General features: G+C 73.8%; 19 protein-coding genes and 1 riboswitch. Of the genes, 12 read left to right on the forward strand and 7 right to left on the reverse strand.

What is annotated here, in order from left to right; genetic code table 11:
* Positions 1–100: 100 nt before the first annotated feature.
* From MRBLMG1_RS12110 to MRBLMG1_RS12125, 4 genes are all read left to right on the forward strand, one after another.
* Positions 101–1,057, forward strand: a complete 957-nt coding sequence (locus tag MRBLMG1_RS12110) for a GlxA family transcriptional regulator (protein ID WP_367823500.1) — start codon at positions 101–103, stop codon at positions 1,055–1,057.
* A 289-nt stretch (positions 1,058–1,346) separates the two neighbouring features.
* The gene (locus MRBLMG1_RS12115) at positions 1,347–2,813 is read left to right on the forward strand and encodes an APC family permease (RefSeq protein WP_367823502.1); all 1,467 of its coding nucleotides are present in this window, start codon (positions 1,347–1,349) and stop codon (positions 2,811–2,813) included.
* Entirely contained in the window at positions 2,810–3,247 is a 438-nt protein-coding gene (locus MRBLMG1_RS12120) for a hypothetical protein (RefSeq protein WP_367823503.1), read from the forward strand. The genes MRBLMG1_RS12115 and MRBLMG1_RS12120 overlap by 4 nt, the downstream gene beginning before the upstream one ends.
* Before the next feature lie 7 nt (positions 3,248–3,254).
* Positions 3,255–4,604 carry a threonine/serine ThrE exporter family protein gene (locus MRBLMG1_RS12125; protein ID WP_367823504.1) on the forward strand — a complete coding sequence of 450 codons (1,350 nt, stop codon included), beginning with the start codon at positions 3,255–3,257 and terminating at the stop codon, positions 4,602–4,604.
* 147 nt (positions 4,605–4,751) lie between these two features.
* Here the strand turns inward: MRBLMG1_RS12125 and MRBLMG1_RS12130 are convergent, their stop codons facing one another.
* Positions 4,752–6,104 (reverse strand): hypothetical protein, encoded by a 1,353-nt coding sequence (locus MRBLMG1_RS12130; RefSeq protein ID WP_367823505.1) that lies wholly within the window; start codon positions 6,102–6,104, stop codon positions 4,752–4,754.
* Positions 6,105–6,205: 101 nt separating this feature from the next.
* On the opposite strand from MRBLMG1_RS12130, the gene MRBLMG1_RS12135 reads away from it, so the two are divergent.
* Positions 6,206–7,165 (forward strand): D-2-hydroxyacid dehydrogenase family protein, encoded by a 960-nt coding sequence (locus MRBLMG1_RS12135; protein WP_367823507.1) that lies wholly within the window; start codon positions 6,206–6,208, stop codon positions 7,163–7,165.
* A gap of 121 nt (positions 7,166–7,286) precedes the next feature.
* On the opposite strand, the gene MRBLMG1_RS12140 is transcribed toward MRBLMG1_RS12135, so the two are convergent.
* Both MRBLMG1_RS12140 and MRBLMG1_RS12145 read right to left on the reverse strand, forming a co-directional pair.
* Entirely contained in the window at positions 7,287–7,643 is a 357-nt protein-coding gene (locus tag MRBLMG1_RS12140) for a GntR family transcriptional regulator (protein WP_367823509.1), read from the reverse strand.
* 2 nt (positions 7,644–7,645) lie between these two features.
* Positions 7,646–8,599 carry a hypothetical protein gene (locus MRBLMG1_RS12145; protein ID WP_367823510.1) on the reverse strand — a complete coding sequence of 318 codons (954 nt, stop codon included), beginning with the start codon at positions 8,597–8,599 and terminating at the stop codon, positions 7,646–7,648.
* A 164-nt stretch (positions 8,600–8,763) separates the two neighbouring features.
* On the opposite strand from MRBLMG1_RS12145, the gene MRBLMG1_RS12150 reads away from it, so the two are divergent.
* Entirely contained in the window at positions 8,764–9,729 is a 966-nt protein-coding gene (locus tag MRBLMG1_RS12150) for a PhzF family phenazine biosynthesis protein (RefSeq protein WP_367823512.1), read from the forward strand.
* A 54-nt stretch (positions 9,730–9,783) separates the two neighbouring features.
* Here the strand turns inward: MRBLMG1_RS12150 and MRBLMG1_RS12155 are convergent, their stop codons facing one another.
* Positions 9,784–10,227 carry a MarR family winged helix-turn-helix transcriptional regulator gene (locus tag MRBLMG1_RS12155; protein WP_367823513.1) on the reverse strand — a complete coding sequence of 148 codons (444 nt, stop codon included), beginning with the start codon at positions 10,225–10,227 and terminating at the stop codon, positions 9,784–9,786.
* A gap of 92 nt (positions 10,228–10,319) precedes the next feature.
* On the opposite strand from MRBLMG1_RS12155, the gene MRBLMG1_RS12160 reads away from it, so the two are divergent.
* Positions 10,320–10,667, forward strand: a complete 348-nt coding sequence (locus MRBLMG1_RS12160; protein ID WP_367823514.1) for a DoxX family protein — start codon at positions 10,320–10,322, stop codon at positions 10,665–10,667.
* A gap of 169 nt (positions 10,668–10,836) precedes the next feature.
* On the opposite strand, the gene cobN is transcribed toward MRBLMG1_RS12160, so the two are convergent.
* Positions 10,837–14,463, reverse strand: a complete 3,627-nt coding sequence (cobN, locus tag MRBLMG1_RS12165; RefSeq protein ID WP_367823515.1) for a cobaltochelatase subunit CobN — start codon at positions 14,461–14,463, stop codon at positions 10,837–10,839.
* A gap of 39 nt (positions 14,464–14,502) precedes the next feature.
* A riboswitch (cobalamin riboswitch) is annotated at positions 14,503–14,640 on the reverse strand.
* Positions 14,641–14,715: 75 nt separating this feature from the next.
* Between cobN and MRBLMG1_RS12170 the strand changes: the two genes are divergently transcribed.
* From MRBLMG1_RS12170 to MRBLMG1_RS12180, 3 genes are read left to right on the forward strand one after another with little or no spacing between them, the layout of a single operon-like run.
* The gene (locus tag MRBLMG1_RS12170) at positions 14,716–15,975 is read left to right on the forward strand and encodes a cobalamin biosynthesis protein CobG (protein WP_367823700.1); all 1,260 of its coding nucleotides are present in this window, start codon (positions 14,716–14,718) and stop codon (positions 15,973–15,975) included.
* On the forward strand, positions 15,972–16,631 hold the full coding sequence (locus MRBLMG1_RS12175) for a precorrin-8X methylmutase (RefSeq protein ID WP_414721564.1): 660 nt from the start codon (positions 15,972–15,974) through the stop codon (positions 16,629–16,631). Before MRBLMG1_RS12170 ends, MRBLMG1_RS12175 begins: the two co-directional genes overlap by 4 nt.
* Positions 16,628–18,136, forward strand: coding sequence for a precorrin-2 C(20)-methyltransferase (locus MRBLMG1_RS12180; RefSeq protein WP_367823517.1), 1,509 nt, complete (start codon positions 16,628–16,630; stop codon positions 18,134–18,136). Before MRBLMG1_RS12175 ends, MRBLMG1_RS12180 begins: the two co-directional genes overlap by 4 nt.
* 26 nt (positions 18,137–18,162) lie before the next feature.
* On the opposite strand, the gene MRBLMG1_RS12185 is transcribed toward MRBLMG1_RS12180, so the two are convergent.
* Complete coding sequence (locus tag MRBLMG1_RS12185; protein ID WP_414721565.1) at positions 18,163–19,722, reverse strand: serine hydrolase; 1,560 nt, start codon at positions 19,720–19,722, stop codon at positions 18,163–18,165.
* A gap of 150 nt (positions 19,723–19,872) precedes the next feature.
* Here MRBLMG1_RS12185 and MRBLMG1_RS12190 point away from each other — a divergent pair, with 150 nt between their 5' ends.
* Positions 19,873–21,948 (forward strand): fibronectin type III domain-containing protein, encoded by a 2,076-nt coding sequence (locus MRBLMG1_RS12190; protein ID WP_367823518.1) that lies wholly within the window; start codon positions 19,873–19,875, stop codon positions 21,946–21,948.
* On the opposite strand, the gene MRBLMG1_RS12195 is transcribed toward MRBLMG1_RS12190, so the two are convergent.
* Positions 21,930–22,685 carry a cobalt-precorrin-6A reductase gene (locus MRBLMG1_RS12195; protein ID WP_367823520.1) on the reverse strand — a complete coding sequence of 252 codons (756 nt, stop codon included), beginning with the start codon at positions 22,683–22,685 and terminating at the stop codon, positions 21,930–21,932. The genes MRBLMG1_RS12190 and MRBLMG1_RS12195 overlap by 19 nt on opposite strands.
* 12 nt (positions 22,686–22,697) lie before the next feature.
* Here MRBLMG1_RS12195 and MRBLMG1_RS12200 point away from each other — a divergent pair, with 12 nt between their 5' ends.
* Complete coding sequence (locus tag MRBLMG1_RS12200; RefSeq protein WP_367823522.1) at positions 22,698–23,816, forward strand: cobalt-precorrin-5B (C(1))-methyltransferase; 1,119 nt, start codon at positions 22,698–22,700, stop codon at positions 23,814–23,816.
* The last annotated feature ends 9 nt before the right edge of the window (positions 23,817–23,825 follow it).

Here is a 23,825-nt window from a genome sequence, read left to right on the forward strand (position 1 = left end):
GCGGGGCGGGTTCCTGTACGAGTGGCCGTACTGCCACTGATCGCGGGAATCGTGCCACCGCCCGGGCCGCTGCCGCCGCGCCGCGTGCCAGACTCCCCGCATGCCGCCGTTCACGACCGTCGCCGCGTACGCCCCGACCGGTGTCGGCATGCTCGGTGCGGGCATCGTCTCCGAGGTGTTCGACGCGCGCGGCGAGGGCCTGCCCCGTTTCGACTTCGCGCTGTGCACGGACCGACCGGGGCGGGTCCGTACGGACGTCGGGCTGCCGCTGGTCGTCGAGCACGGTCTCGACCGGCTGGCCGCCGCCGAGCTGGTGATCGCCCTGCCCTGGGCCGACTTCCGCACGCCCCCGGCCCCCGCCGTCCTCGACGCGCTGGCCGCCGCGCACGCGCGGGGCGCGCTGGTCGCGGCGCATTGCGTCGGCGCGTTCGCGCTCGCCGCGGCCGGACTGCTCGACGGGCGGCGCGCCACGACGCACTGGCGGTTCGCCGGCCTGCTCGCCGAGCGCCACCCGGACGTCGCCGTGGAACCCGACGCGCTCTACGTCGACCAGGGCCGGATCGTCACCGGCGCGGGCGCCGCCGCCGGCTTCGACCTGTGCCTGCACCTCCTGCGGCGGGAGTACGGGGCGACCACGGCCAACGCCATCGCCCGGGACCTGGTGCTCCCGTCCCACCGCGACGGCGGGCAGGCCCAGTACCTGGCCACCCCCGTCCCCGAGGACAGCCGGGACGAGCGACTCACGGAGGTGCTCGCCTGGGCCCGGGAGCACCTCGACGAGCCGCTGCCGGTCGCGGAGTTGGCCCGCAGGGCGCTGATGAGCCGCCGGTCCTTCGCCCGCCGTTTCGCCGCCTCGACCGGCACCACCCCGCACGCCTGGCTGCTCGGGCTGCGCCTGAGCCGCGCCGAGGAGCTCCTGGAGACGACGGACCTCCCCGTCGAGGAGGTGGCCCGCTCGGTGGGTTTCGGCAGCGCGGCGGTGCTCCGTGCCCAGTTCGTACGCCGCCGGGGCGTGCCCCCGCGCGCGTACCGGCGCTCCTTCACACGGACGCCCTGACGGGGACGCTCTGACGGGGACGCTCTGACGGGGACGCCTCGACGCGGTCGCCCTGAGGCCGACGCCCTGACCCGGACGCCTGGACGCGGACGCCCTGAGGCCGACGCCCCGACGCGGGCTGCTCGCGGCCGCGCACCCCCTCCCGGACGCCCGGAGCAGACCGCCCCGCGCCCCCTCGCCCGTACGCCCTCGGGAAGTCGCCGTGCCCTCACCCGTACGGCCTCCTCCGGTTGCCCGGTATCGGGGGGCCGCCGAGCGTGGGGGGATCGCGCGACCACAGGGAGGGCCCATGAGCAGTCTCGATACGCCGGCCGAAGTGCCCAGACCGCGTGCGGCGGCGCAGACGGCCGCGCCCAGCACGATGACGTGGGTGACGCTGGCGCTGATGACGACGGCGTCGGTGGCGAGCCTGCGGGCCGCACCCACGATGGCCGTCTACGGCCTGGCGTGTGTGTTCCTGTACCTGGTGCCGGCGATCGTGTTCCTGCTGCCGACCGCGCTGGTCTCGGCCGAGCTCGCGTCCGGCTGGAACGGGGGCGTGTACCGGTGGGTCGCGGAGGGGCTGTCGAAGCCGCTGGGATTCCTCGCGGTGTGGTGCCAGTTCGCGATGACGATCTTCTACTACCCGAGCCTGCTGGCCTTCGTGGCGTCGACCATCGCGTACGTCATCGACCCCTCGCTGGCCTCCAACGGCGTGTACACGGCGATCGTCATCATGGTCCTGTACTGGACCGGTGTGTGGGTGTCCTCGCGGGGAACCAAGGCCCTGGCCGGACTGTCCAGTTGGGGCCTGATCATCGGCACGCTCGTGCCGGGCACGGTCCTCGTCGTCCTCGGCATGGTGTTCCTGGGCCAGGGCAACCCGTCGGCCGCGCCGATGAACAGCAGCCATCTGCTGCCGCAGTGGACCGGTCTGGCGAGCCTGGTGCTGATCGTCAACAACTTCCTGTCGTACTCCGGCATGGAGATGAACGCGGTGCACGTCTCCTCGCTGAAGGACCCGGCGAAGGAGTACCCGAAGTCGATGTTCCTGGCGATGGGCCTCGTCCTGCTGATCTTCATCCTGCCCGCCCTGGCCATCAGCTGGGTCGTGCCGGCCGATCAGCTCAGCCTCACCGCCGGTGTCATGCAGGCCTTCGACGCCTTCTTCGCGTACTTCGGCGTCCAGTGGATGACCCCGATCGCCGCCGTCATGCTGATCTCCGCCTCGCTCGGCGGCATGCTGACCTGGCTCGCGGGGCCGTCCAAGGGCCTCCTGGAGATCTCGCGCGCCGAGGGCTACCTGCCGCCGTTCCTGCAGAAGCTGAACAAGTTCGGGGTCCAGCAGAACATCCTGGTCACCCAGGGTGTGGTGACCTCGATCATCGCCCTGATGTACGCGCTGATCCCGAACGTGTCGAGCGTCTACTGGATCTTCTCCACGATCACCACGCAGGTGTACCTGATCGTGTACCTGCTGATGTTCGCCGCCGCGATGCGCCTCCGGAAGACCCAGCCCGACCATCCCCGCGGCTACCGGGTCCCCGCTCTCGGCCTGGTGTGCACGGTGGGGCTGCTGTCGTCGCTGGCGGCGCTCGCGATCGGCTTCGTGCCGCCCTCCCAGTTCAGCGGCGGCAGCGTCCTCTCGTACGTCCTCTTCATCGCCTGCGGCCTGCTCGCGCTGGGCCTGCTGATCCCGTGGCTGTTCCTGAAGTTCCGCAAGCCGGGCTGGCGCACCCCGGGCGCCACCCTGCAGAGCGAGGGAGACCGGGCATGAGTCCCACCCGCTTCGCCTCGGAGCACAAGGTCATCTACTGGGGCACGATCGTCATCCTCGTCGGCCTCGTCGTCACCGGTCTCATCCGCTACGAGAGCGTGAAGACGAGCAACCAGACGCTCTCCAAGGCCAACCAGCTCCAGGAGGAACTGGTCAAGGCCGGCTACCCCTCCCCCGACACCGACACCATCGAGCGGCTGCTGGGCACCGACGGCGGCCAGGTCTGCGAGGACCCGGGCGACGCCCTGAAGACGGCGCTGTGGAAGATCCAGCAGGCCAACGGCGCGACCGGCCCCGGCATGCGGCCCGTCATCTCCGACTCCAAGGCCGTCGGCGCCGAGCGGATCGTCCTCCAGGTCTACTGCCCGGACCAGGTCGACGAGTTCGACGAGGCGGTGGCGGAGCTGGACACCGACGACACGGTCCGCCGGTGAGGGAGGCGTGACCGCTCCCCCCACCGGCCCCGCCCCCGACGCCGATCCCGATCCCGATCCCCACCCCGACGCTGATCCCCACCCCGATCCCAACGGCGATCCCGACCCCGATCCCGACGCCCATCCCGATCCCGCCCCCGACCCCGACGCCCTCCACGCCTTCCTCCGCGAACTCACCCGGTTCATGCTGGAGTCCAGCGGGGAGGGCGCCGAGGGCGTCGACCGGGTCGTCCGCGCGCTGGCCCGGGCGTACGGCGGGCGGGCCGAGACCGTGCTCGTCGCGGACGGCGCCGTGCTCTCTGTGACCGCCGGCGGCCGCACCCTCACCTCGACCGTCCGCGCCTTCCCCGACCTCGCGCGGCTCGACCGGGTGGTTGCCCTGAAGGAGTTCGTCGAGCGCGTACGGGACACCCGGCCGCCGCTGTCCGAGGCGGCGGCCGGGCTGCGGCGGGTCGAGAACCTGCCGTCCACGGTGCCGGGCTGGGCGCGCGGCGCCGGCATCGTGCTGTTCTCCGTCGGCTTCGCGCCCGCCGTCCAGCCGACCTGGTACGAGATCGGCACCACCGCGCTCCTCGCGACGCCGGTGGCGGTGCTGACCGTGCTGGCGGGGCGGCGGCCACGGCTGGCCCGGGTGCTGCCGCTGCTCGCCGCCGTCCTGGTCTCCCTGGTGACCCTGGGGCTGCTCCAGCCGGGCCACGGCCACGGCGGACCCGTACTGATCATGCTTCCGGCGCTGTTCTTCTTCGTGCCCGGCGACCTGCTCAGCGCGGCCACCGCGGAACTCGTCGGCGGGTTCCTGTCGACGGGCGCCGTCCGGCTCGTCTACGCCGTCGTCCTGCTCCTCCAGCTGTACGTGGGCGTGCTCGTCGGCGTGGCCGTCACCGGCACCCCCGGGGACGCCCTCTTCGACACCGCGCAGGACGCCGACCTGTCCCGGTGGGTGATCGTCGGGAGCTGGGCGGTGTTCACGGTGGGCCTGATCCTGGCCTTCGAGGTGCCGTGGCGGACCGCGGGCTGGGTGACGGGGCTCGTCTACCTGTCGCTCGGCACGCAGGCGGCGGGCACGGCGCTGGTCGGCGAGGTCGCCGGCACCTTCGTCGCCGCCATGGCGCTCGCGGTCGCCGCGGACCTGCTCGCCCGGCCGGCCGGGCGCCCGCCCCGGCTCGTCCTCTTCCTCGGCGGCTTCTTCACCCTCACCGTCGGCTCCCTCGGCCTGCGGGCGCTGACCTCCCTGGCGGGCGGTCACGTCCTGCACGGCTTCCACGACCTGATGGACTTCGTCACGATCGTCACCACCATCGCCGTCGGCCTCCTCGCGGGCGCGGCGCTCGTACCGTCCCGCGCCGAGAAGGCTTGACTCCCGCTCACGTTCACCGGGCCCGCTTTCGTCCGCTTCCACGGGGTGTGCGACGACGAGAACGAGGCGATCGTCGAGGCGTGCCTGCCGTTCCGCAAGGACGGGGCGGCCGGTCCCGTGAAGGGGGCCGGCCGCCGCGTGGTCGGGCTAGAGCTGCGGGGTGGGGGTGCTTCCGCCGGTGGGAGGTGGGTTCTTGGGGGGTTGTTCGGTGGGGGGGTGTGCGGCCGGGGGGCGTTCGGCGGGTTCCTCGGCGAGGAAGGCGGTGATGGCCAGGACGAAGAGGAGGACGAGGGCGACGCCCAGGATGACCGCGCCGGTGGGGTGGGGCCAGAAGACGACGGCGGCGGCCGCGCCGGCGACGAGGATCCAGGTGATCCAGGTGCGGTGGCGGCGGACGAACGGGCCCACCGGGCCGAGCCGCATGCCCGCGTGGTCGGCGGTGGACCGGGTCGCGGTGATGCCGGAGTGCCAGAGGCCCCGGACGAGGACGGCGGGGCGGCTCGGCCCGGAGAGCCAGGCGGCGAGGGCGATCAGGATGCCGAGGGTCGCGAACACCCGGACCGAGGTGCGCAGGAAGCGGATCAGCGTGTCGTAGACGGAGCCCGCGGCGGCCGGGGAGACGGTGGCCGGAAGGGCGTTCAGGTAGACCGTGCGGAAGACGGTGAGGGCGACGCCGAGGACGATCGCCGCGAAGGCGACGCCGAGGGCGGCGGCGACCAGCGTGCGGCGGCGCTTCACGGCGAGGAGCACACCTCCTACGACGAGCAGGACGGCGATCACCGGCAGCCACGCGCCCATCGCCTGGAGCAGCCCGAACGCCGTCTTCACCTTGCCGATGTCGTCGGACCTGACCACGGTGAAGTCGGTGTGGATCTCGGGGATCTTGGCCGCGACGTCGAGACCGGACGCGACGAGCCGCTCCTTCACCCGCTCGATCACCGGCGCCAGGTCGATGGTGACCGTGTCCGTCTCGATCTTCACCGCGCCTTCGTCGCTGCCGGTCAGGGCGCGGTCGAGGGAGGTGTGGATGGCCCGGTTGGCGTCGGTCCAGATGGTCTCGAAGGCGGGCGAGGCCACGAAGTCCTGCGCGCGGTCGTGGACGAAGCTGCTGACCGCGCTCTCCAGGGAGCCGCCCAGCTTGCCGAGGGCCTTCTCCGCCAGGGGCCGGTCCGCGGGCGCGACGCCCTCCAGGAGCTTGGGCAGGTCGATGTGCTCCATGAGGGCGTTCGTCACCCGGGTCGCGACGGCGGCCTGGACGTCCGGGTCGGAGGCGAGCGGGGCGACCGTCTGCACGTAGCGGTCGGTGTCGCCGACGATGTCCGCGGTCCAGGAGGCGACGATGCCCAGCGGGACGAGCACGCAGCCGATGACGATGAGCAGCGCGGAGAAGAAGGAGCGGACGCGGTGGTGGGGCGGACGGGCCACCGTCTTCTCGGCTTCGAGCGCGGCCACCCTGGCCCGGAGGGCGGCTAGTTCGTCGGCACTGTCACCGGAAGCCATGGCATCCACTCCTCACAACGGGACAAGACAGGGCAATTCTCCGAGAGGGGGGCCACGCTGTCGCCCTGGGAGGAGCATCCGGGGTAAGCGATCATGGAGCCATGAAGCTGCGCTGCGCCGTACTCGACGACTACCAGGGCGTCGCCCTCACCTCCGCCGACTGGAGCCCGCTCGCCGACCGCGTCGACGTCCGGGTGTCCCGCGAGCACCTCGCCGACCGGGACGCGGTCGTCGCCGCCGTCGAGGACTGCGAGATCGTCGTGATCATGCGGGAGCGGACCCCGTTCGACGCGGAACTCCTCGCCCGCCTCCCCCGACTCCGGCTCCTCGTCACGTCCGGGCCGCGCAACGCCTCCATCGACATCGCCGCCGCCCGCGCCCGCGGGGTCGTCGTCTGCGGCACCGCAAGCAGCCCCGAGCCGCCCACCGAACTGACCTGGGCCCTGCTACTCGGCCTCGCCCGTCACGTACGGACCGAGGCGCAGGCCCTGCGCGAGGGCGGCCCCTGGCAGTCCACCGTCGGCAGCGACCTGGCCGGCCGCACCCTGGGGCTCGTGGGCCTCGGCAAGATCGGCGCCCGGGTCGCCGCGGTCGGCCGCGCCTTCGGCATGGACGTCGTCGCCTGGAGCCGGAACCTGACGGAGGAGCGGGCCGCCGAACACGGGGCACGGCTCGCCAAGGACAAGCTGGACCTCTTCGCGAGCAGCGACTTCGTCTCGCTCCACCTGGTCCTCTCCGACCGCACCCGGGGCCTGGTCGGGGAGCCCGAGCTGCGGGCGATGCGCCCCTCCGCGTACCTCGTCAACACCTCGCGGGCCGGCCTGGTCGACGGCGAGGCGCTCGTCCGGGCCCTGCGCGAGGGCCGGATCGCGGGCGCCGGCCTCGACGTGTACGACACCGAACCCCTGCCGGCCGACGACCCGCTCCGCACCCTGCCGAACGTGCTGGCCCTCCCCCACCTCGGCTATGTGACGGAGGCCAACTACGCCCAGTACTTCGGCGAGGCCGTCGAGGACATCGAGGCCTTCCTGGCGGGCACGCCGGTACGCGAACTGCCCTGACGCGCGCGGGGACGCCGGTGCGCTAGCTGCCCTGACGCGCACGAGCATGCCGGTACGCGTGTGGCCCTGACGCGCACGAGCATGCCGGTGCGCGGGGCGCCCTGACGCGCACCGGCGGCCGCTACCCCAGGCTGGTGCGGGCGAGCTCGACGAACTCGTCGTCGCTGAGGCCGAGTTCGCGGGCCTCGGCCGCCGCCTCGCGCAGCCGGGAGACGAGGCGGGCGCGGTCGGGGGCGGTGGCGCCGGGGACGATGAGGGCGCCCCGGCCGCGGCGGAGTTCGATGAGGCCCTCCTCGCGCAGGCGCTGGTAGCCGCGGAGCACGGTGTGGACGTTGACGCCGAGGGAGTCGGCGAGCTCCCGGGCGGCCGGGAGGCGTTCCCCGGGGGCGGCGGAGCCGTCGGAGAGGGCGCCCCGGACGCAGGCGGCGATCTGGTCGCCGAGGGGGACGGGGGAGGCCGGGTCGACACGGAAGAGCACGGTCAGACCTTCCCATGCCGTTCGGCGAGCGTGTTGAGGAGGGCGGCCGCGGTCCCCGCGTCGGGCACGGTGACCGCGAACTCCCGGCCGCCGTTCCGCCGTACGACGAGCGCCTCGCCGGAGCGCAGCACCACGCCCGTACGGTGTGCCCGGACGCGGTAGCCCCAGCCGCCGAAGTCGGCGACGGCGTGGACGTCCCGGGTGTCCGCGCCCGCGATCTCGTCGAGCGGGATCCGGACGCGGGGCTTGGGGAAGACGCCGGAGCGGACGGTGAGGCCGTGCCGGTCGACGGTGACCCGGACCCGGGCGAGTGCGAGCCCGGGCACGCCGATGACGAGGCCGAGCAGGCCGAAGAGCGCGTCCGGCCAGTCGAGGACGAGGAGGAGGACCGGGGTGGCGGCGAGGGCGAGGACCGCGAGGGCGGTCAGCGTCCGGGAACCGGTGGAGCGGGACCAGCCGGCGACCTCGCTCGCGCCGAGCGCGAGCCGCGGCCCGTCGGGTGTCCCCGACCGGCCGGTCGGCTCCTCGGCGGGGACGAGCGAGGTGAGGGCCCAGCCGGCGAGGCCGGCGGCGACCGCCGCCGTTCCGGCCACGGCGAGGTCGGCGACGGGGTCGGAGACCGGCGTCCCGGACGCGTCGACGAGGTTGTCGCGGAGGATCCGGACGAGCAGTCCGCCGGTGAAGCCCGCGGTGGCCCAGGCGCCCCACAGGACCCGGCGTCGGACGCTCGCGGTCCAGGTGGCGGCGAGGCCGGCGATCAGGGCCGTGCTGATGAGGACGTAGCCGGTCCGGCTCGTCCAGCCGTCGGCCTCGCCACCGTCTCCGAGGGAGTAGTGGGTGGCGAGTTCGGTGGGCAGGGCGTCCCGCCAGCGGACGAAGAGCAGTAGGTGGACGGCGAGGGCGAGGACGAAGGGGAGCGCGGCGAGCGCGCGGAGACGAGGTGTGGCACGGTTCATGAAAACCTCCATTGTTTGCACTCTACTAGAACAACGAGGAGGGCCTCAACGGCCACGGCAGCGCGGACGCGGCGGTGAAGTCCGCGAAGGGCGGCTGACGGCGCCCGTTCTTGGCATAGTGCTGACTGCGACCGCGCCGTGAAACGCGAAGCAGAGGAGCGCGCATGCCGCACAGCGACGTCACGATCGTGCGCGCGTGCGTGCGCGACGGCGCGGGCGGTGAGAGCGGGAGCCCGACCGCGGTGCTCCGCGAGGCGCCGCTGAGCGACGAGCGACGGCGGCGGGTGCCGGTGGCGGCGGGCACCTCGCACGCGGTGTTCGTGTCGGTGGCGGAAGGCCGGTCCGGGATCCCCGCGGTGTCCCTGCGCTTCTTCACCGCCGAGGGCGAGCTGCCCGCGTGCGGCCACGGCACGCTCGCCGCGCTGGCGTGCGCGACCGTGAGCGCCGGGAGCGCGGGGAGCGCCGGGAGCGGCACCCACCGGGTCGAACTGCGCACGGCGGGACGGGTTTTCGAGGGCCGGTGCGTGCGGGAGGGCGGGCGGGTCAGGGCGTCGTTCGAGGCCGGTGCCGTCTCGCTGCGGGAGCCGACCGCGGCGGAGCGGGACCTCGTGGTGCCGGCGCTCGGCGTGCCCGCGGGGGCGCTGGGCCCCGGGCTGCGGGTCGCCTCGACGGGGCGGCCGCGGCTGCTGGTCCCGGTGCGCTCGCCCGCGGTGCTCGCCGGCCTCGCGCCGGACAGCGGGCGGTTGCGCGCCGCGTGCGACCGGCTCGGGCTCCTCGGCTGCTACGTCCACTCCGGGCCGACACCCGCGGGCCGCCGCGCCGCCCGCATGTTCGCCCCCTCGATCGGCGTCCCGGAGGACATCGCCAACGCCAACAGCACGGGCTGCCTCGCCGCGCACCTGGCGGACGGCGGCGCGGACGGCGACGGCAGGCACGGCGGCGGGGACGGCGGCAGTGGGGGCGGCGCGGACGGCGACGGCGGGCACGGGGTCGAGCTCGCCGTCGACATGGGCGACTCGCTCGGCAGCCCCTCCACGATCACCGCGTCCGCACGGCCCGGACCGTCGGGCCCGGTGGTGTGGCTGGGCGGGGCGGTCGAGGTCGCGGACGTGGTGCGCCTCTCCTGGTGAACCGGGGGGTCGGGGTGGGGCGGAAGCTACTCCGCGCCTGTCACTTCGCGCCTGTCACTCCGCGCCGCAGTCGTGGTCGGCGGGGTCGACGACGACGCGGTCCAACAGGCCGCGCAGGAGGGTCTGTTCGGCTTCGGTGAGGTCGCCGAAGAGTTCGCGTTCGGCGTCGCTCACGGCCTGGTCGATGCGCTCCAGGGCCTCGGTGCCCGCCGAGGTGATCTCGACGATGTGGCGGCGCCGGTCGGCGGGGTCGCGGCGGCGCTCGGCGAGCCCGGCGGTCTCCAACTCGTTGAGGATCGAGACCAGTTGGCTCGGGTCGACCTCCATCGCAAGGGCGAGTTCGCGCTGGCTCGTGGCGCCGGGGGCGAGCTGCATCAGGGTCATCGCGTTGCGCGGGTGCAGCCCGGCGACGCCCAGGGCGGCGCGGATGCGCGCACCGGTGAGTTCGCCACGGAAGGAGAGGAGGAAGCCGAGGCGGTCGGTCGGGTGAGCTGCCATGCCGTCCACCGTAACAACAACGCGATTGTGGAGCGAGAGAAATCGTTGTTAGTCTTCAACGGTTTTCGTCCCCGGACCGTTGGAGCACCTCCATGTTCATCGCCTACGCCGTCGTCGCGACCCTGCTCGCCCTCGCGGCGACCGGCTCCGCCTTCATGACCTTCACCAGGAACCCGCAGGTCGTCGGCAACATGACCAAGGTGGGCGTGCCGGAGAGCCGGCTGCCGCTGCTGGCGACCGCGAAGGCGGCGGGGGCGCTCGGCCTGCTGGCGGGCCTCTTCGTCCCGCTGCTCGGCGAGGCCGCGGCCGTCGGCCTGGTGCTCTACTTCGCCGGCGCCGTCATCGCCCACCTGCGGGTGAAGGACTACGAGCTGGCGCCGGCGGCGGTGCTCACCCTGATCTCGGCGGCCGCGCTGGTCCTGCGCATAGCCTCCGCCTGACCCTCCGAGGCTCCGAGACCCCGAGGCACCAAGACTCCGAGGCCCCGCGGCTCCAAGACTCCCACGATACGAGACGTATCGTCTTGAGTGTGCGCAAGGAGCCGGCCCCGCCCACCGACCCCCGTACGGTGAGCGGGGCCGACTCCCGCTGTGGTGAGGCGCGCGAGGACTAGTCCTCGTCCGCCGCCCCCTCCAGGTCGCCCTCCGTCTCCAGGAACACCTGGCGCAGGGCGGCGAGGGTCTCCGGGTCCGGCTTCTCCCACATGCCGCGGGACTCGGCTTCGAGGAGCCGCTCGGCGATGCCGTGCAGGGCCCAGGGGTTGGCCTCCTTCAGGAAGGCCTGGTTCGCGGGGTCGAGGACGTACTCCTGCGTCAGCTTGTCGTACATCCAGTCGGCGACGACGCCGGTCGTGGCGTCGTAGCCGAAGAGGTAGTCGACGGTCGCCGCCAGCTCGAACGCGCCCTTGTAGCCGTGGCGGCGCATCGCCTCGATCCAGCGCGGGTTGACCACGCGGGCGCGGAATACCCGGGAGGTCTCCTCGACGAGGGTGCGGGTGCGGACGGTCTCCGGGCGGGTGGAGTCGCCGATGTACGCCTCGGGCGCGGTGCCCTTGAGCGCGCGCACGGTCGCGACCATGCCGCCGTGGTACTGGAAGTAGTCGTCGGAGTCGGCGATGTCGTGCTCGCGGGTGTCCGTGTTCTTCGCGGCGACCGCGATCCGCTTGTACGCGGTCTCCATCTCGGCGCGCGCCGGGCGGCCTTCGAGCCCGCGCCCGTACGCGTACCCGCCCCACACCGTGTACACCTCGGCGAGGTCGGCGTCCGTGCGCCAGTCGCGCGAGTCGATCAGCTGGAGGATGCCCGCGCCGTACGTGCCGGGGCGCGAGCCGAAGATGCGGGTGGTGGCGCGCCGCTCGTCGCCGTGCTCGGCGAGGTCGGCCTGCGCGTGCGCCCGGACGTAGTTGTCCTCGGCGGACTCGTCCTCCAGGCCCGCCACGAGCCGCACGGCGTCGTCGAGGAGACCGATGACGTGCGGGAACGCGTCACGGAAGAAGCCGGAGATGCGCAGGGTGACGTCCACGCGCGGGCGGCCGAGCTCGGCGAGCGGGATCGGCTCCAGACCGTTGACGCGGCGGGAGGCCTCGTCCCACAGCGGACGGACGCCGAGCAGGGCGAGCGCCTCGGCGACGTCGTCGCCGGCGGTGCGCATCGCGCTCGTACCCCACAGGGAGAGGCCCACCGAGGTCGGCCACGTGCCGTTGTCGGTGCGGTAGCGCTCCAGGAGGGAGTCGGCGAGGGCCTGGCCGGTCTCCCAGGCGAGCCGGGACGGCACGGCCTTCGGGTCGACCGAGTAGAAGTTCCGGCCGGTCGGCAGGACGTTGACCAGGCCGCGCAGCGGGGAGCCGGACGGGCCCGCCGGGACGAAGCCGCCGTTCAGGGCGTGCACGGCGTGCGTCAGCTCGTCGGTGGTGGCGGCGAGGCGCGGCACGACCTGCTCGCAGGCGAACCGCAGCACGGCGTGCACCTCGGGGCCGTACGCGGCGGCGACGGTGTCGATCGCGGCCACGGACCAGCCGGCGGCCTCCATGCCCTCGACGAGCGCGCGGGCCTTCTCCTCCGCCTCGTCGGCGGTGGTGCGGGTCGCGGCCGACTCGTCGAGGCCGAGGGCCTCGCGCAGGCCGGGCAGCGCCTGCGTGCCGCCCCAGATCTGGCGGGCGCGCAGGATGGAGAGGACCAGGTTGACGCGGGCCTCGCCCTCCGGGGCGCCGCCGAGGACGTGCAGACCGTCGCGGATCTGGGCGTCCTTGACCTCGCACAGCCAGCCGTCGACGTGCAGCAGGAAGTCGTCGAAGCCGTCGTCCTCCGGGCGCTCCTGGAGGCCCAGGTCGTGGTCGAGCTTGGCGGCCTGGATCAGCGTCCAGATCTGGGCGCGGATCGCGGGCAGCTTCGCCGGGTCCATGGAGGAGATCTGCGCGTACTCGTCGAGGAGCTGCTCCAGGCGCGCGATGTCGCCGTACGAGTCGGCGCGGGCCATCGGCGGGACCAGGTGGTCGACGAGGGTGGCGTGGACGCGCCGCTTGGCCTGGGTGCCCTCGCCCGGGTCGTTGACGAGGAACGGGTAGACCAGCGGGATGTCGCCGAGCGCCGCGTCCGGGCCGCAGGCGGCGGACAGGCCGGCGTTCTTGCCGGGCAGCCACTCCAGGTTGCCGTGCTTGCCCAGGTGGACCATGGCGTCGGCGCCGAAGCCGCCGTCCTCGGCGCGGGCGGCGATCCAACGGTAGGCGGCCAGGTAGTGGTGGGACGGCGGGAGATCGGGGTCGTGGTAGATCGCGATCGGGTTCTCGCCGAAGCCGCGCGGCGGCTGGATGAGGATCAGCAGGTTCCCGCGCCGCAGGGCGGCGAGGACGATGTCGCCCTCCGGGTTGCGGGACCGGTCGAGGAACATCTCGCCGGGCGCCGGGCCCCAGTGCTCCTCGACCCGCTCGCGGAGTTCGGCGGGCAGCGTCGCGTACCAGCGCTTGTAGTCGGCGGCCGGGATGCGGACCGGGATGCGGGCGAGCTGCTCCTCGGTGAGCCAGTCCTGGTCGTGGCCGCCGGCCTCGATGAGGGCGTAGATCAGCTCGTCGCCGTCGCCGGAGACCAGGCCGGGGAGGTCCTCCTCCGGTCCGAAGTCGTAGCCCTCCTCGCGGAGGCGGCGGAGCAGGGCGACGGCGGAGGCGGGGGTGTCGAGGCCGACCGCGTTGCCGATGCGGGAGTGCTTGGTCGGGTACGCGGAGAGGACGAGCGCCAGCTTCTTCTCGGCGTTCGGGATGTGGCGGAGCCGGGCGTGCCGGACGGCGATCCCGGCCACGCGGGCAGCGCGCTCGGCGTCGGCGACGTACGCGGGCAGGCCGTCCTCGTCGATCTCCTTGAAGGAGAACGGGACGGTGATGAGCCGGCCGTCGAACTCGGGCACGGCGACCTGGCTGGCGGCGTCCAGCGGCGAGAGGCCCTCGTCGTTCTCCTCCCACGCGGACCGCGAGCCGGTCAGGCACAGCGCCTGGAGGATCGGCACGTCGAGCGCGGCGAGCGCGCCCGCGTCCCAGGCCTCCTCGTCGCCGCCGGCCTGCGCCTCGGCCGGCTTGGTGCCGCCGGCCGCGAGGACGGTGGTGACGATGGCGTCGGCTCCCCGCAGGACGGAGACGAGTTCCGCCTCGGGGGCGCGCAGGGAGGCCACGTACAGCGGCAGCGCCCGGGCTCCGGCGTCCTCGATGGCGTCGCAGAGGGCGCCGACGAAGGCGGTGTTCCCGCTCATGTGGTGGGCGCGGTAGTAGAGCACGGCGATGGTCGGGCCGTCGGTGGGCTTCGGGGTGCGCTCCAGCGGGCCCCAGGTGGGGGCGGCGGCCGGGGCCTCGAAGCCGTGGCCGGTGAGCAGGACGGTGTCGGAGAGGAACCGGGCCAGCTGCTCCAGGTTCTCCGGGCCGCCGTGCGCCAGGTAGGCGTGGGCCTCGGTGGCGACGCCGACGGGGACGGTGGAGGCCTCCATCAGCTGGGCGTCGGGGGCCTGTTCTCCGCTGAGGACGACGACCGGCTTTCCGGCCGCGCGGATCGCGTCGAGGCCTTCCTGCCAGGAGCGGAGGCCGCCGAGGAGGCGGACGACGACGAGTTCGGCGTCGTCGAGGAGGCCGGGCAGGTCGGCGAGGGGGAGGCGGGAGGGGTTGGCGAAGCGGTACTCGACCGGGCCGCCGGCGGAGCCGGCGTTCGCCGCACGGGCGCTGAGCAGGTCGGTGTCGGAGTGCGACAGCAGCAGAAGCATGGCGAGCTCAGGCCTTCCTCGGGGTTGTCCGCGCCCCGGGTGGTCGTGTGGATGGCGGGGAGTTCCTGACTCACCCGTGCCATCGCTGGTACGGGTTCACAGTGGCGGGACCGCGCCGGATTCTCACCGGGCTTCCTCCCCGGGGTCCTGCGACCCCATGCCGTGTGCATAGTAGATCGTGCCGTCGGCGGGGCGGGGCGTGCCGGGGAGTCGGCCGGATCACACCCGGTGGTCGGCCGGTGGCCCGTGGGTATGCTCGCCGCCATGCCGCCCACCCCACCCCCGGCTCCCGAACCGGGCGAACCTCGCATTCGGGACCGCGGAGACGCCTGCCCAGGGGCGTTGCGCCTGCACGCGGCCGACGACGGTCGGCTGGCCCGACTGCGCCTGCCCGCAGGGCGCTTGACGGCACGTCAGGTCGAGATCCTGGCGCACGCGGCGGAGACCCTCGGCGACGGGCGGATCAGCGTCACCTCGCGGGGCAACGCGGAACTCCGCGGCCTCGCGGACGACTGCGGCGCGACCCTCGCGGAACTGCTCGCCGACGCGGGCCTGCTCCCCTCCCCCACCCACGAACGCGTCCGCAACATCGTCGCCTCGCCGACCGCCGGACTCGACGGACTCGGCGGCCCCGAGGTCCAGTTGTGGGCCCGCGCGCTCGACTCCCTGCTCTGCGCGGAGCCCTGGGCGGCGGCGCTCTCGGGCCGCTTCCTCTTCGTCCTCGACGACGGCCGCGGAGACGTGGCGGGCCTCGGCGGCGATGTGACCTTGGTCGCAGCGGAGCCGGGGACAGTCGTCATGTACGTCGGCGGGAGGGCCTTCCGGATCGCCGGAGCCGACGCGCCCCGCGCCGCCCTCGCCGCCGCCGGAGCCTTCCTCGACGCCGCCCGCGAGGCCGGGAACGGCGCCTGGCGGGTGCGGGAACTACCGGAGGGGTCCGCCCCGGACGTGCCGGGCGCCCTCGGCCGGGCCGGGATCGCGGCGGAGCCCGTACCGCCGGCGCGGTCGCTCCTCGTCCTCGGCACGCCGCCCGCCCCCGGGCCGCTCGGCACCGGCGCCCTGTACGTCCTCGCGCCCCTCGGCCGCCTCACCGCCGCCCAGCTGCGCGCGCTGCTGCCCGCCGACGAGGTCCGGCTGACGCCGTGGCGCGGCGCCGTCGTGGTCGGGGCCGCGGCCGACCGGCTCGCCGGCCTCGCCGCGCACGGGCTGATCACCTGCCCCGACTCCCCCGGGGCGGGCGTCACCGCCTGCACGGGGCGGCCCGGCTGCGCCAAGTCCCTCGCGGACGTCCGCGCCGACGCGGCCCCCGAGCGGCCCGGTCCCGCCCGAGCCGCCGGCCTCCCGGTCCTTCCCGTCCACTACTCCGGGTGCGAGCGCCGCTGCGGTCACCCGCACGGCACCTGGGTCGACGTCGTCGCCACCGCCGACGGCGCCTACCTGGTGGACGGCGCCCCCACCTCCCGTACCGCCCTGACCGAAGCTGTCACCACGGCCCGCACGACGACGAGATGAGCGAGAGCGACACGATGTTCGACTACGAGAAGGACGGGGCGGAGATCTACCGCCAGTCCTTTGCCACGATCCGCGCCGAGGCGGATCTGGCGGGCCTGCCCGCCGACGTCGCCCAGGTGGCGGTCCGGATGATCCACGCCTGCGGCATGACCGACCTCGTACGCGATATCGCCTACTCGCCGCAGGTCGTCTCCCGGGGCCGCGCGGCCCTCCGCGCCGGCGCCCCGATCCTGTGCGACGCGCAGATGGTCGCCAGCGGCGTCACCCGCAAGCGGCTGCCCGCCGACAACGAGGTGGTCTGCGCGCTGTCCGACCCGGCCGTGCCCGCCCTCGCCGCCGAACTCGGCACCACCCGCTCCGCCGCCGCCCTCGAACTCTGGCGGGACCGCCTCGAAGGCTCCGTCGTCGCCATCGGCAACGCCCCCACCGCCCTCTTCCACCTCCTGGAGATGGTCGCCAAGGGCGCCGGCCGGCCCGCCGCCGTCCTCGGCATACCGGTCGGCTTCATCGGCGCCGCCGAATCCAAGGACGCGCTCGCCGACCGCGCCCACGAACTCGGCCTCGACTACCTCGTCGTACGCGGCCGACGCGGCGGCAGCGCCATGACGGCCGCCGCGATCAACGCCATCGCCCACGAAGCGGAGATCCAGGCATGAGCGGCACCGAGGACGCACCGGTGAAGGGCAAGCTGTACGGCGTCGGCCTCGGGCCCGGCGACCCGAACCTGATGACGGTCGCCGCGGTCAAGGCCATCGCCGCCGCCGACGTCGTCGCGTACCACTCGGCCCGCCACGGCCGCTCCATCGCCCGCTCCATCGCCGCCGAACACCTCCGCGACGACCACGTCGAGGAGCGGCTGATGTACCCGCTCACGGTGGAGACCACGGACCACCCCGGCGGCTACCGGGGCGCCCTGGACGACTTCTACGAGGAGGCCGCGGCCCGCCTCGCCGCCCACCTCGACGCCGGCCGCACCGTCGCCGTCCTCGCCGAGGGCGACCCGCTGTTCTACGGCTCCTACCAGCACATGCACAAGCGGCTCGCCGACCGCTACGACACCACCGTCATCCCCGGCGTCACCTCCGTGAGCGCCGCCGCCGCCCGCCTCGGCGAGCCGCTGTGCGAGGCGGAGGAAGTCCTCACGATCATCCCCGGCACGCTGCCCGAGGACGAGCTGACGGCCCGTCTCGCCGGCACCGACTCGGCGGTCGTGATGAAGCTCGGCCGCACCTTCCCCACCGTGAAGCGGGCCCTGGAGCGGGCCGGGCGCCTCGACGACGCCCGTTACGTGGAGCGGGCGTTCATGGCCGGCGAGCGGACCGAGCGCCTGACGGACGTGGACCCGTCCACCGTCCCCTACTTCTCGGTCGCCGTCCTGCCCTCCCGCGTCGACCAGCAGCCCCCCGTACGGGACCGGGGCGAGGTCGTCGTCGTCGGCACCGGCCCGGCCGGCGCGCCCTGGTTGACGCCCGAGTCGCGCGGCGCGCTCGTCAACGCCGACGTCCTCGTCGGCTACACCACCTACCTCGACCGGGTGCCGGTGCTCCGCCCCGGCCAGATCCGCCACGGCTCCGACAACAAGGTCGAGTCCGAGCGCGCCGAGTTCGCCCTCGACCTGGCCCGGCGCGGCCGCAAGGTCGCGGTCGTCTCCGGCGGCGACCCCGGCGTCTTCGCCATGGCCACCGCCGTCCTGGAGGTCGCCTGCGAACCGGAGTACGCCGACGTGCCCGTACGGGTCCTCCCCGGGGTGACCGCCGCCAACGCGGCCGCCGCCGCCGCGGGCGCCCCCCTCGGCCACGACTACGCCACGATCTCCCTCTCCGACCGGCTCAAGCCCTGGGACGTCATCGAGGCCCGGCTGCGCGCCGCCGCCTCCGCCGACCTGGTCGTCGCCCTCTACAACCCGGGCTCCAGGTCCCGCACCCACCAGGTGGCCGCCGCCCGCGACCTCCTCCTCGAACTGCGGTCCCCCGAGACGCCCGTCGTCGTCGCCCGCGACGTCGGCGGCCCCGAGCAGTCCGTCCGCGTCGTCACCCTCAAGACCCTGGAACCGTCCGAGGTCGACATGCGCACCCTGCTCCTCGTCGGCTCCTCGCAGACCCGCGCCGTCGAACGCGCCGACGGCCGCACCATCGCCTGGACCCCGCGCCGGTACGGCTGAGCCGACCGCAGCCAGGGCCTGTCGCCCTAGGAAGAGGTACGGGTGAAGGTCCCCAGCCCCTCCTGGTCCAGGTACTCGACGCGGACGGTCTTGCCGTCCGGGGAGAACGTCACGCCGGTGAGGCCGACGGCGTTCTCCCCCCGCGTCGGGAAGCTGAACGTGTCACCGGCGTAGTGCGTCAGCCGGTACGTCTGGGGCTCCGGCCCCAGCCGCAGCACCAGGCCGCCGTCGGCCTCGGCCACGGTGAGCCGGCCGTAGTAGTCGCTGGTGTACGTGCCGGTGTAGGCGGCGGCGGGCTTCGCGGCGGCCGCGTCGGCCGGCGGACGCGCGTAGTCCGTGTCGGACCGGCCCGCTTCCGCCTCCTGCTCGTAGAGCGCGTTGACGAGCGGCATCCAGTCCCGGCTGGGCTTCCCCTCCTGCGCGGTGTCGAAGAAGTCCAGGGCGACCGCGTCCGCGACGCCGACCGGCGCCCCGTTCGTGAGGACGACGATCCCCAGCTCCTCACCCGGCAGCATCGTCACGTTGGTGTGCGCGCCCTCCGCGAACGCGCCGGTGTGCGAGAGCCGCAGCCTTCCCTCGTCGTCGTACGACACGTTCCAGCCGAGGCCGTAGAACCCGGTCCTGGCCGCCGGCGCCCGCGCCGGTGACGCCACCGACTCCGGGTGGTGGGTGAGTTCGAGCGCCTCCGCGTCGACGATCCGCCGGCCGTCCAGCGTCCCGTTCCCCAACTGCAGCCGCAGCCACTTCGCCATGTCCCGCGCCGACGAACTCACCCCGCCCGCCGGCGACTGCGCGTCCGGATCCCGCACGTACCGCGCCTTCCACGTCCCGTCCGGATCCTTCACGTGCCCCACGGCCCGGTCGGGGTTCTCCTCGAAGTCCCGGAAGCTGGAACTGGTGTCGTTCATCCCCGCCGGCCGGTACAGCGTGTCCTCCGCGAGCTTGTCCCACGCCACGCCCTTCTCCGCGGCGACGGCCTCCGCCGCGCCCGTCAGACCGAAGTTCGTGTACGCGTAACTCGCCCGGAACGGCGCCAACGGCTCGTACCGCAGGTGCGCCAGGATGTACTCCTGGTCGAACCCCAGGTCCTCCAGCAGGTCCCCCGCGTGGTCCGGCAGCCCGCTGCGGTGCGAGAACAGGTCCGCCACCGTCATGTGCGACGTCACCCACGGGTCCTTCACCCGGAACTCCGGCAGCTCGGGGGCGACCGGCTTCTGCCAGCCCTCCACCCCGACCGCGCCCGACACGATCGTCGACGCGATCGGCTTCGAGACGGACGCCAGCTGGAACACGGTGTCCGCGTCCACCCGCGCCGACTTGCCCACCTCCCGAACCCCGTACCCCTCCAGGTGCACCACCTTGCCCTGGTACACCACCGCGACGGAGACGCCCGGCACCCCGGTCCGCTTCATCATCGCCGCGACGTCCGCGTCCAGCCGCCCGACGGCCCGGTCCACATCCGCCCGGTCGAGCACCGGCGGCGGCTGTGCGGGGGGCGGTTCGGGCGACGGCGAGGGAGAGGGGCTCGGAGCAGCGCTCATCAGCGCCACGAGCCCCGCAGTGGCCAGCCACCGGACGGTACCCACCCCTTCATTGAACGCCCGCCGGAACGCGCTGTCGCGTCGAGTAACCGGCCGGTAGAGTCCCGTCCCGGCGGTGGACCGGTCCCACCCGCACCGCCCGTTCCCCCCACATCACCTGTGTCCCGTAGGTCCGGAAAGGGCCCTCCCTCTGTGATGACTCGTAACCGGCTGAGCGCGCTGGCCGCCACGGCCGCCCTCGCCGCATCCGGCGGCCTCCTCACCGCCATCCCGGCCGCCGCGGCCGTCAGTTGCGCCTCCCCCGTGTGGAAGGCGGAGTACTTCGCCAACACCACCCTCACCGGCACCCCGAAACTGACCGTCTGCGACAGTGCCATCGCCGAGAACTACGGCTGGGGCGACCCCGCCGGCGTCACCCTCCCCACGGACAACTTCTCCGTCCGCTGGTCCCTCACCCGCGACTTCGGCTCCGGCGGCCCCTTCGCCTTCACCGCCGAAGCCCAGGACGGCATCCGCGTCCACCTCGACGGCGTCCGCCGGATCGACCTCTGGCGCAACGTCACCACCACCCAGAAGAAGACCGTCGCCCTCACCGTCCCCGCCGGCCGCCACACCCTCCGCGTCGACTACGCCACCTGGACCGGCGCCGCCAACGTCAAGTTCACCTACACCCCGAACACTTCACCCACCGTCGACAAGATCCGCCCCCTCCCCCCGACCGGCGCGTCCGTCGCCTACGACCCCGCCCTGAACAAGGCCACCGTGAAGTGGGCGCCCAACAAGGAGATGGACCTCGCCGGCTACCGCCTCTACCGGCGCCTGCCCACCACCGCCTGGGCCAGGATCAGCAGCTCCACCGCCCTGATCACCGGCACCTCCTACCTCAACTACCCGCCCCCGACCGGCCAGTCGTACCTCTACGAACTCCGCGCCGTCGACCGGGCCGGCAACGAGTCCTGGGGCGGCGCCGACCTCACGGTCGCCACCGTCGACCGCACCGCCCCGGCGGCCCCGGCCGGCATCAACGTGACCCAGGACGCCTGGAGGGCGACGCTGAACTGGCCCGCGGTCCCCGACACCGTGGCCTACGAGGTGTCGAAGGCCTCTACACCCACCGGCCCGTTCGAACTGCTCGCCAGGGTCGGCGCGACCACCTATCGGACCGTCGCGCCGGAGAACGCCCCGCAGTACTACCGCCTCCAGGCCTTCGACGCGGCCGGCAACGCGTCGGCGTACTCCGCCACCGTCATCGGCGACGGAGTCGACCGGACACCGCCGCAGTCCCCGGCCCAGCTGGACTCCTACGTCCAGGTCGACGCGACCAACCTCTACTGGACAGCACCCGCCCTCTTCTGGGAGGACTTCAACAACGGCGGCTCCTACCGCCTCTACCGCTCGCCCGGCACCACCCTCGACCGGGCCGCGCTCACTCCCGTGACCTGTGCTGAGGGCAGCAACTTCACCGGAAGCAAGAGTCATTGCCGCGACCTCGGCATGTCCGCCGGCGCGTACTACACATACGCCGTCGCTGCGGTCGACCGGGTCGGCAACGAGTCGGCACTCTCCGCCCCTCTCACCGTCCGCACCGGCGACCGGGTCGCGCCCGGCCCGGTCACGGGCGTGACGGCCACGCCGCGCGCCGACGGTGTACTGGTGCGCTGGGACGCCTCGACCGCAGACGACCTGGACGACCACCCCCACGCGTACCGCGTCTGGAGGGGTGCCCCGCAGGTCGACGGCAGCGTCAAGTGGCTCACCTCGACCGCATGCGACGGGGGCGAGAGCGAGCCGCTCATGGACCTCTGCGGTGCCATGCCGGATGGTGAGACGTATGTGTACGCGGTCGTCGCACAGGACCGCTGGGGCAATGAACTGCCGCCGTCCGACCCGGCCGTCGCCAAGGTCACGGCCACCGAGCTCGACCTCCGGCCGTCCGTACAGGTCACCTCCGACGGGCAGATCGCCGTCCAGAGCCACAGCCTGCGGACCGGCGCCCCCAGCCAACCGAGCATCCGCTGGGTCTGCACCACCACCGCTCCGTGCGAGACGGTCGCGGGCTATCGGATGAGCCGCTGGAGCGAGGCCACGAAGACGTACGAACCACAGCACACCGGGCTGCTCCCGCTTCCCGTCGCCGGGACGGCCGCGCAGTGGACCGACACCGCGGCCACGCCGGGGAACACGTACTTCTACGTTCTCGAGGCCCTGCGGGCCGACGGCAGCGTGGCCGGCACGTACACGTGGGACACGGTCTACGAGGACCGGGTCTGAGACCCTCCCGACCCGAACACCCAGGCGGCGGCCTCCTCGGGGGTCGCCGCCCTCGGTACGCCCTCCGGCACGGGAGGACGGCGGACGACGACGACCGGGACGCCGGCTTCTCGGGCGGCCGTCAGTTTGGGGGCGGTCGCGGCGCCGCCGCTGTCCTTCGTGACGAGGACGTCGATGCGGTGGTGGGCGAGGATCTTCCGCTCGGCGTCGAGGGTGAAGGGGCCCCGGTCGAGGAGGATCTCCGTGCGGGCCGGCATGGGGGTGTCCGGGGCGTCGACCGAGCGGACGAGGAACCACTGGGGGCAGGCCGCGAAGGAGGCGAGGCCGAGGCGGCCGGTGGTGAGGAAGACACGGTCGCCGAGGCCGTCGAGGGCGTGGGCCGCCTGCTCCAGGGAGGCCACGGAACGCCAGTCGTCGCCGTCCTCGGGGACCCAGCCGGGGCGGCGGAGGGCGAGCAGGGGAACATGGGCGGTGGCGGCCGCCGCGGCCGCGTGGAAGCTGATGTGCTCGGCGAAGGGATGGGTGGCGTCGATGACCGCGTCCACGGCGTGCGCCCGTATCCAGTCGACGAGCCCGTCGACGCCGCCGAAGCCGCCGATGCGGACCTCGCCGGCCGGCAGCCGGGGGCTCGCCACCCGTCCCGCGAGGGAGCTAGTGACGCGGAGGCCTGCGGAGCCGTGCAGCAGTCCGGCGAGCGCGCGGGCCTCGGTGGTCCCGCCGAGAATGAGTACGTGCACAGGAGCCCCTTCGTGACTTCAGGCGGCGGGCGTGAGGCCCAACTCAAGCACACCGGACTGCGCCCGGGCTGGACGACCGGTGCCTGTGCGACGGCGGCGACGACCGCCGCGTACACGGCCCTGCTGACCGGGGACTTCCCCGACCCGGTGACGATCACGCTGCCGAAGGGGCAGACGCCGGCGTTCGCGCTGGCCGCCGAGTCCCTGACGGCCGGTTCCGCCATGGCCGCCGTCGTGAAGGACGCCGGCGACGACCCGGACGTCACCCACGGGGCGGTGATCCGCTCGACGGTACGGCTCCTGCCGCCGGGCTCCGGCGTGGTCTTCCGGGCGGGCGACGGCGTCGGCACCGTCACCCTGCCGGGCCTGCCCCTGGAGGTCGGGGAGCCCGCGATCAACCCGGTGCCCCGGCAGCTGATGCGCGAGCACGTCGCGGAGGTCGCGGCACGGCACGGCGGCGGGGGCGACGTGGAGATCACCGTGTCCGTGGACAACGGCGCCGAGATCGCCCGCTCGACCTGGAACCCCCGGATCGGCATCCTCGGCGGCCTGTCGATCCTCGGCACGACGGGGGTCGTCGTCCCGTACTCCTGCTCGGCCTGGATCGACTCCATCCGCCGGGGCGTGGACGTGGCCCGCGCGGGCGGCCTCACCCATGTCGCCGGCTGCACCGGCTCCACCTCCGAGCGCACGGTCACGACGCTCTACGACCTGCCGGAGATCGCCCTCCTCGACATGGGCGACTTCGCGGGCGCCGTCCTCAAGTACATCCGCCGTCACCCCGTCGACCGGCTGACCCTCTGCGGCGGTTTCGCCAAGCTCTCCAAGCTGGCCGCCGGCCACCTCGACCTGCACTCCGCCCGTTCCCAGGTGGACAAGGGCTTCCTCGCCGACCTCGCCCGCACCGGCGGCGCGTCCGAGGCCCTCGCCGCCGAGATCGCCGGCGCCAACACCGGCCTCGCGGCCCTCCGCCTCTGCGAGGCCGCCGCCGTCCCCCTCGGCGACCTCGTCGCCGCCCGCGCCCGCGACGAGGCCCTCGCCGTGCTGCGCGGCGCCCCCGTCGCGGTCGACGTCGTCTGCATCGACCGCGCGGGCACGGTCGTGGGCCGGTCCTCCGTGGCGGGGCCGTAATCCGGACGG

Source organism: Streptomyces sp. LMG1-1-1.1, from assembly GCF_040815545.1.
Taxonomy (GTDB): Bacteria; Actinomycetota; Actinomycetes; order Streptomycetales; family Streptomycetaceae; genus Streptomyces.

Bases quoted from the DNA above. Each gene is read 5' to 3' on its own strand.
- MRBLMG1_RS12145 (WP_367823510.1), bottom strand. From the start codon at position 8,599: ATGAACCGTGCCACACCTCGTCTCCGCGCGCTCGCCGCGCTCCCCTTC.
- MRBLMG1_RS12190 (WP_367823518.1), top strand. From the start codon at position 19,873: ATGACTCGTAACCGGCTGAGCGCGCTGGCCGCCACGGCCGCCCTCGCC.
- MRBLMG1_RS12160 (WP_367823514.1), top strand. From the start codon at position 10,320: ATGTTCATCGCCTACGCCGTCGTCGCGACCCTGCTCGCCCTCGCGGCG.
- MRBLMG1_RS12115 (WP_367823502.1), top strand. From the start codon at position 1,347: ATGAGCAGTCTCGATACGCCGGCCGAAGTGCCCAGACCGCGTGCGGCG.
- MRBLMG1_RS12110 (WP_367823500.1), top strand. From the start codon at position 101: ATGCCGCCGTTCACGACCGTCGCCGCGTACGCCCCGACCGGTGTCGGC.
- MRBLMG1_RS12120 (WP_367823503.1), top strand. From the start codon at position 2,810: ATGAGTCCCACCCGCTTCGCCTCGGAGCACAAGGTCATCTACTGGGGC.
- MRBLMG1_RS12175 (WP_414721564.1), top strand. From the start codon at position 15,972: ATGAGCGAGAGCGACACGATGTTCGACTACGAGAAGGACGGGGCGGAG.
- MRBLMG1_RS12170 (WP_367823700.1), top strand. From the start codon at position 14,716: ATGCTCGCCGCCATGCCGCCCACCCCACCCCCGGCTCCCGAACCGGGC.
- MRBLMG1_RS12150 (WP_367823512.1), top strand. From the start codon at position 8,764: ATGCCGCACAGCGACGTCACGATCGTGCGCGCGTGCGTGCGCGACGGC.
- MRBLMG1_RS12155 (WP_367823513.1), bottom strand. From the start codon at position 10,227: ATGGCAGCTCACCCGACCGACCGCCTCGGCTTCCTCCTCTCCTTCCGT.
- cobN (WP_367823515.1), bottom strand. From the start codon at position 14,463: ATGCTTCTGCTGCTGTCGCACTCCGACACCGACCTGCTCAGCGCCCGT.
- MRBLMG1_RS12130 (WP_367823505.1), bottom strand. From the start codon at position 6,104: ATGGCTTCCGGTGACAGTGCCGACGAACTAGCCGCCCTCCGGGCCAGG.
- MRBLMG1_RS12135 (WP_367823507.1), top strand. From the start codon at position 6,206: ATGAAGCTGCGCTGCGCCGTACTCGACGACTACCAGGGCGTCGCCCTC.
- MRBLMG1_RS12180 (WP_367823517.1), top strand. From the start codon at position 16,628: ATGAGCGGCACCGAGGACGCACCGGTGAAGGGCAAGCTGTACGGCGTC.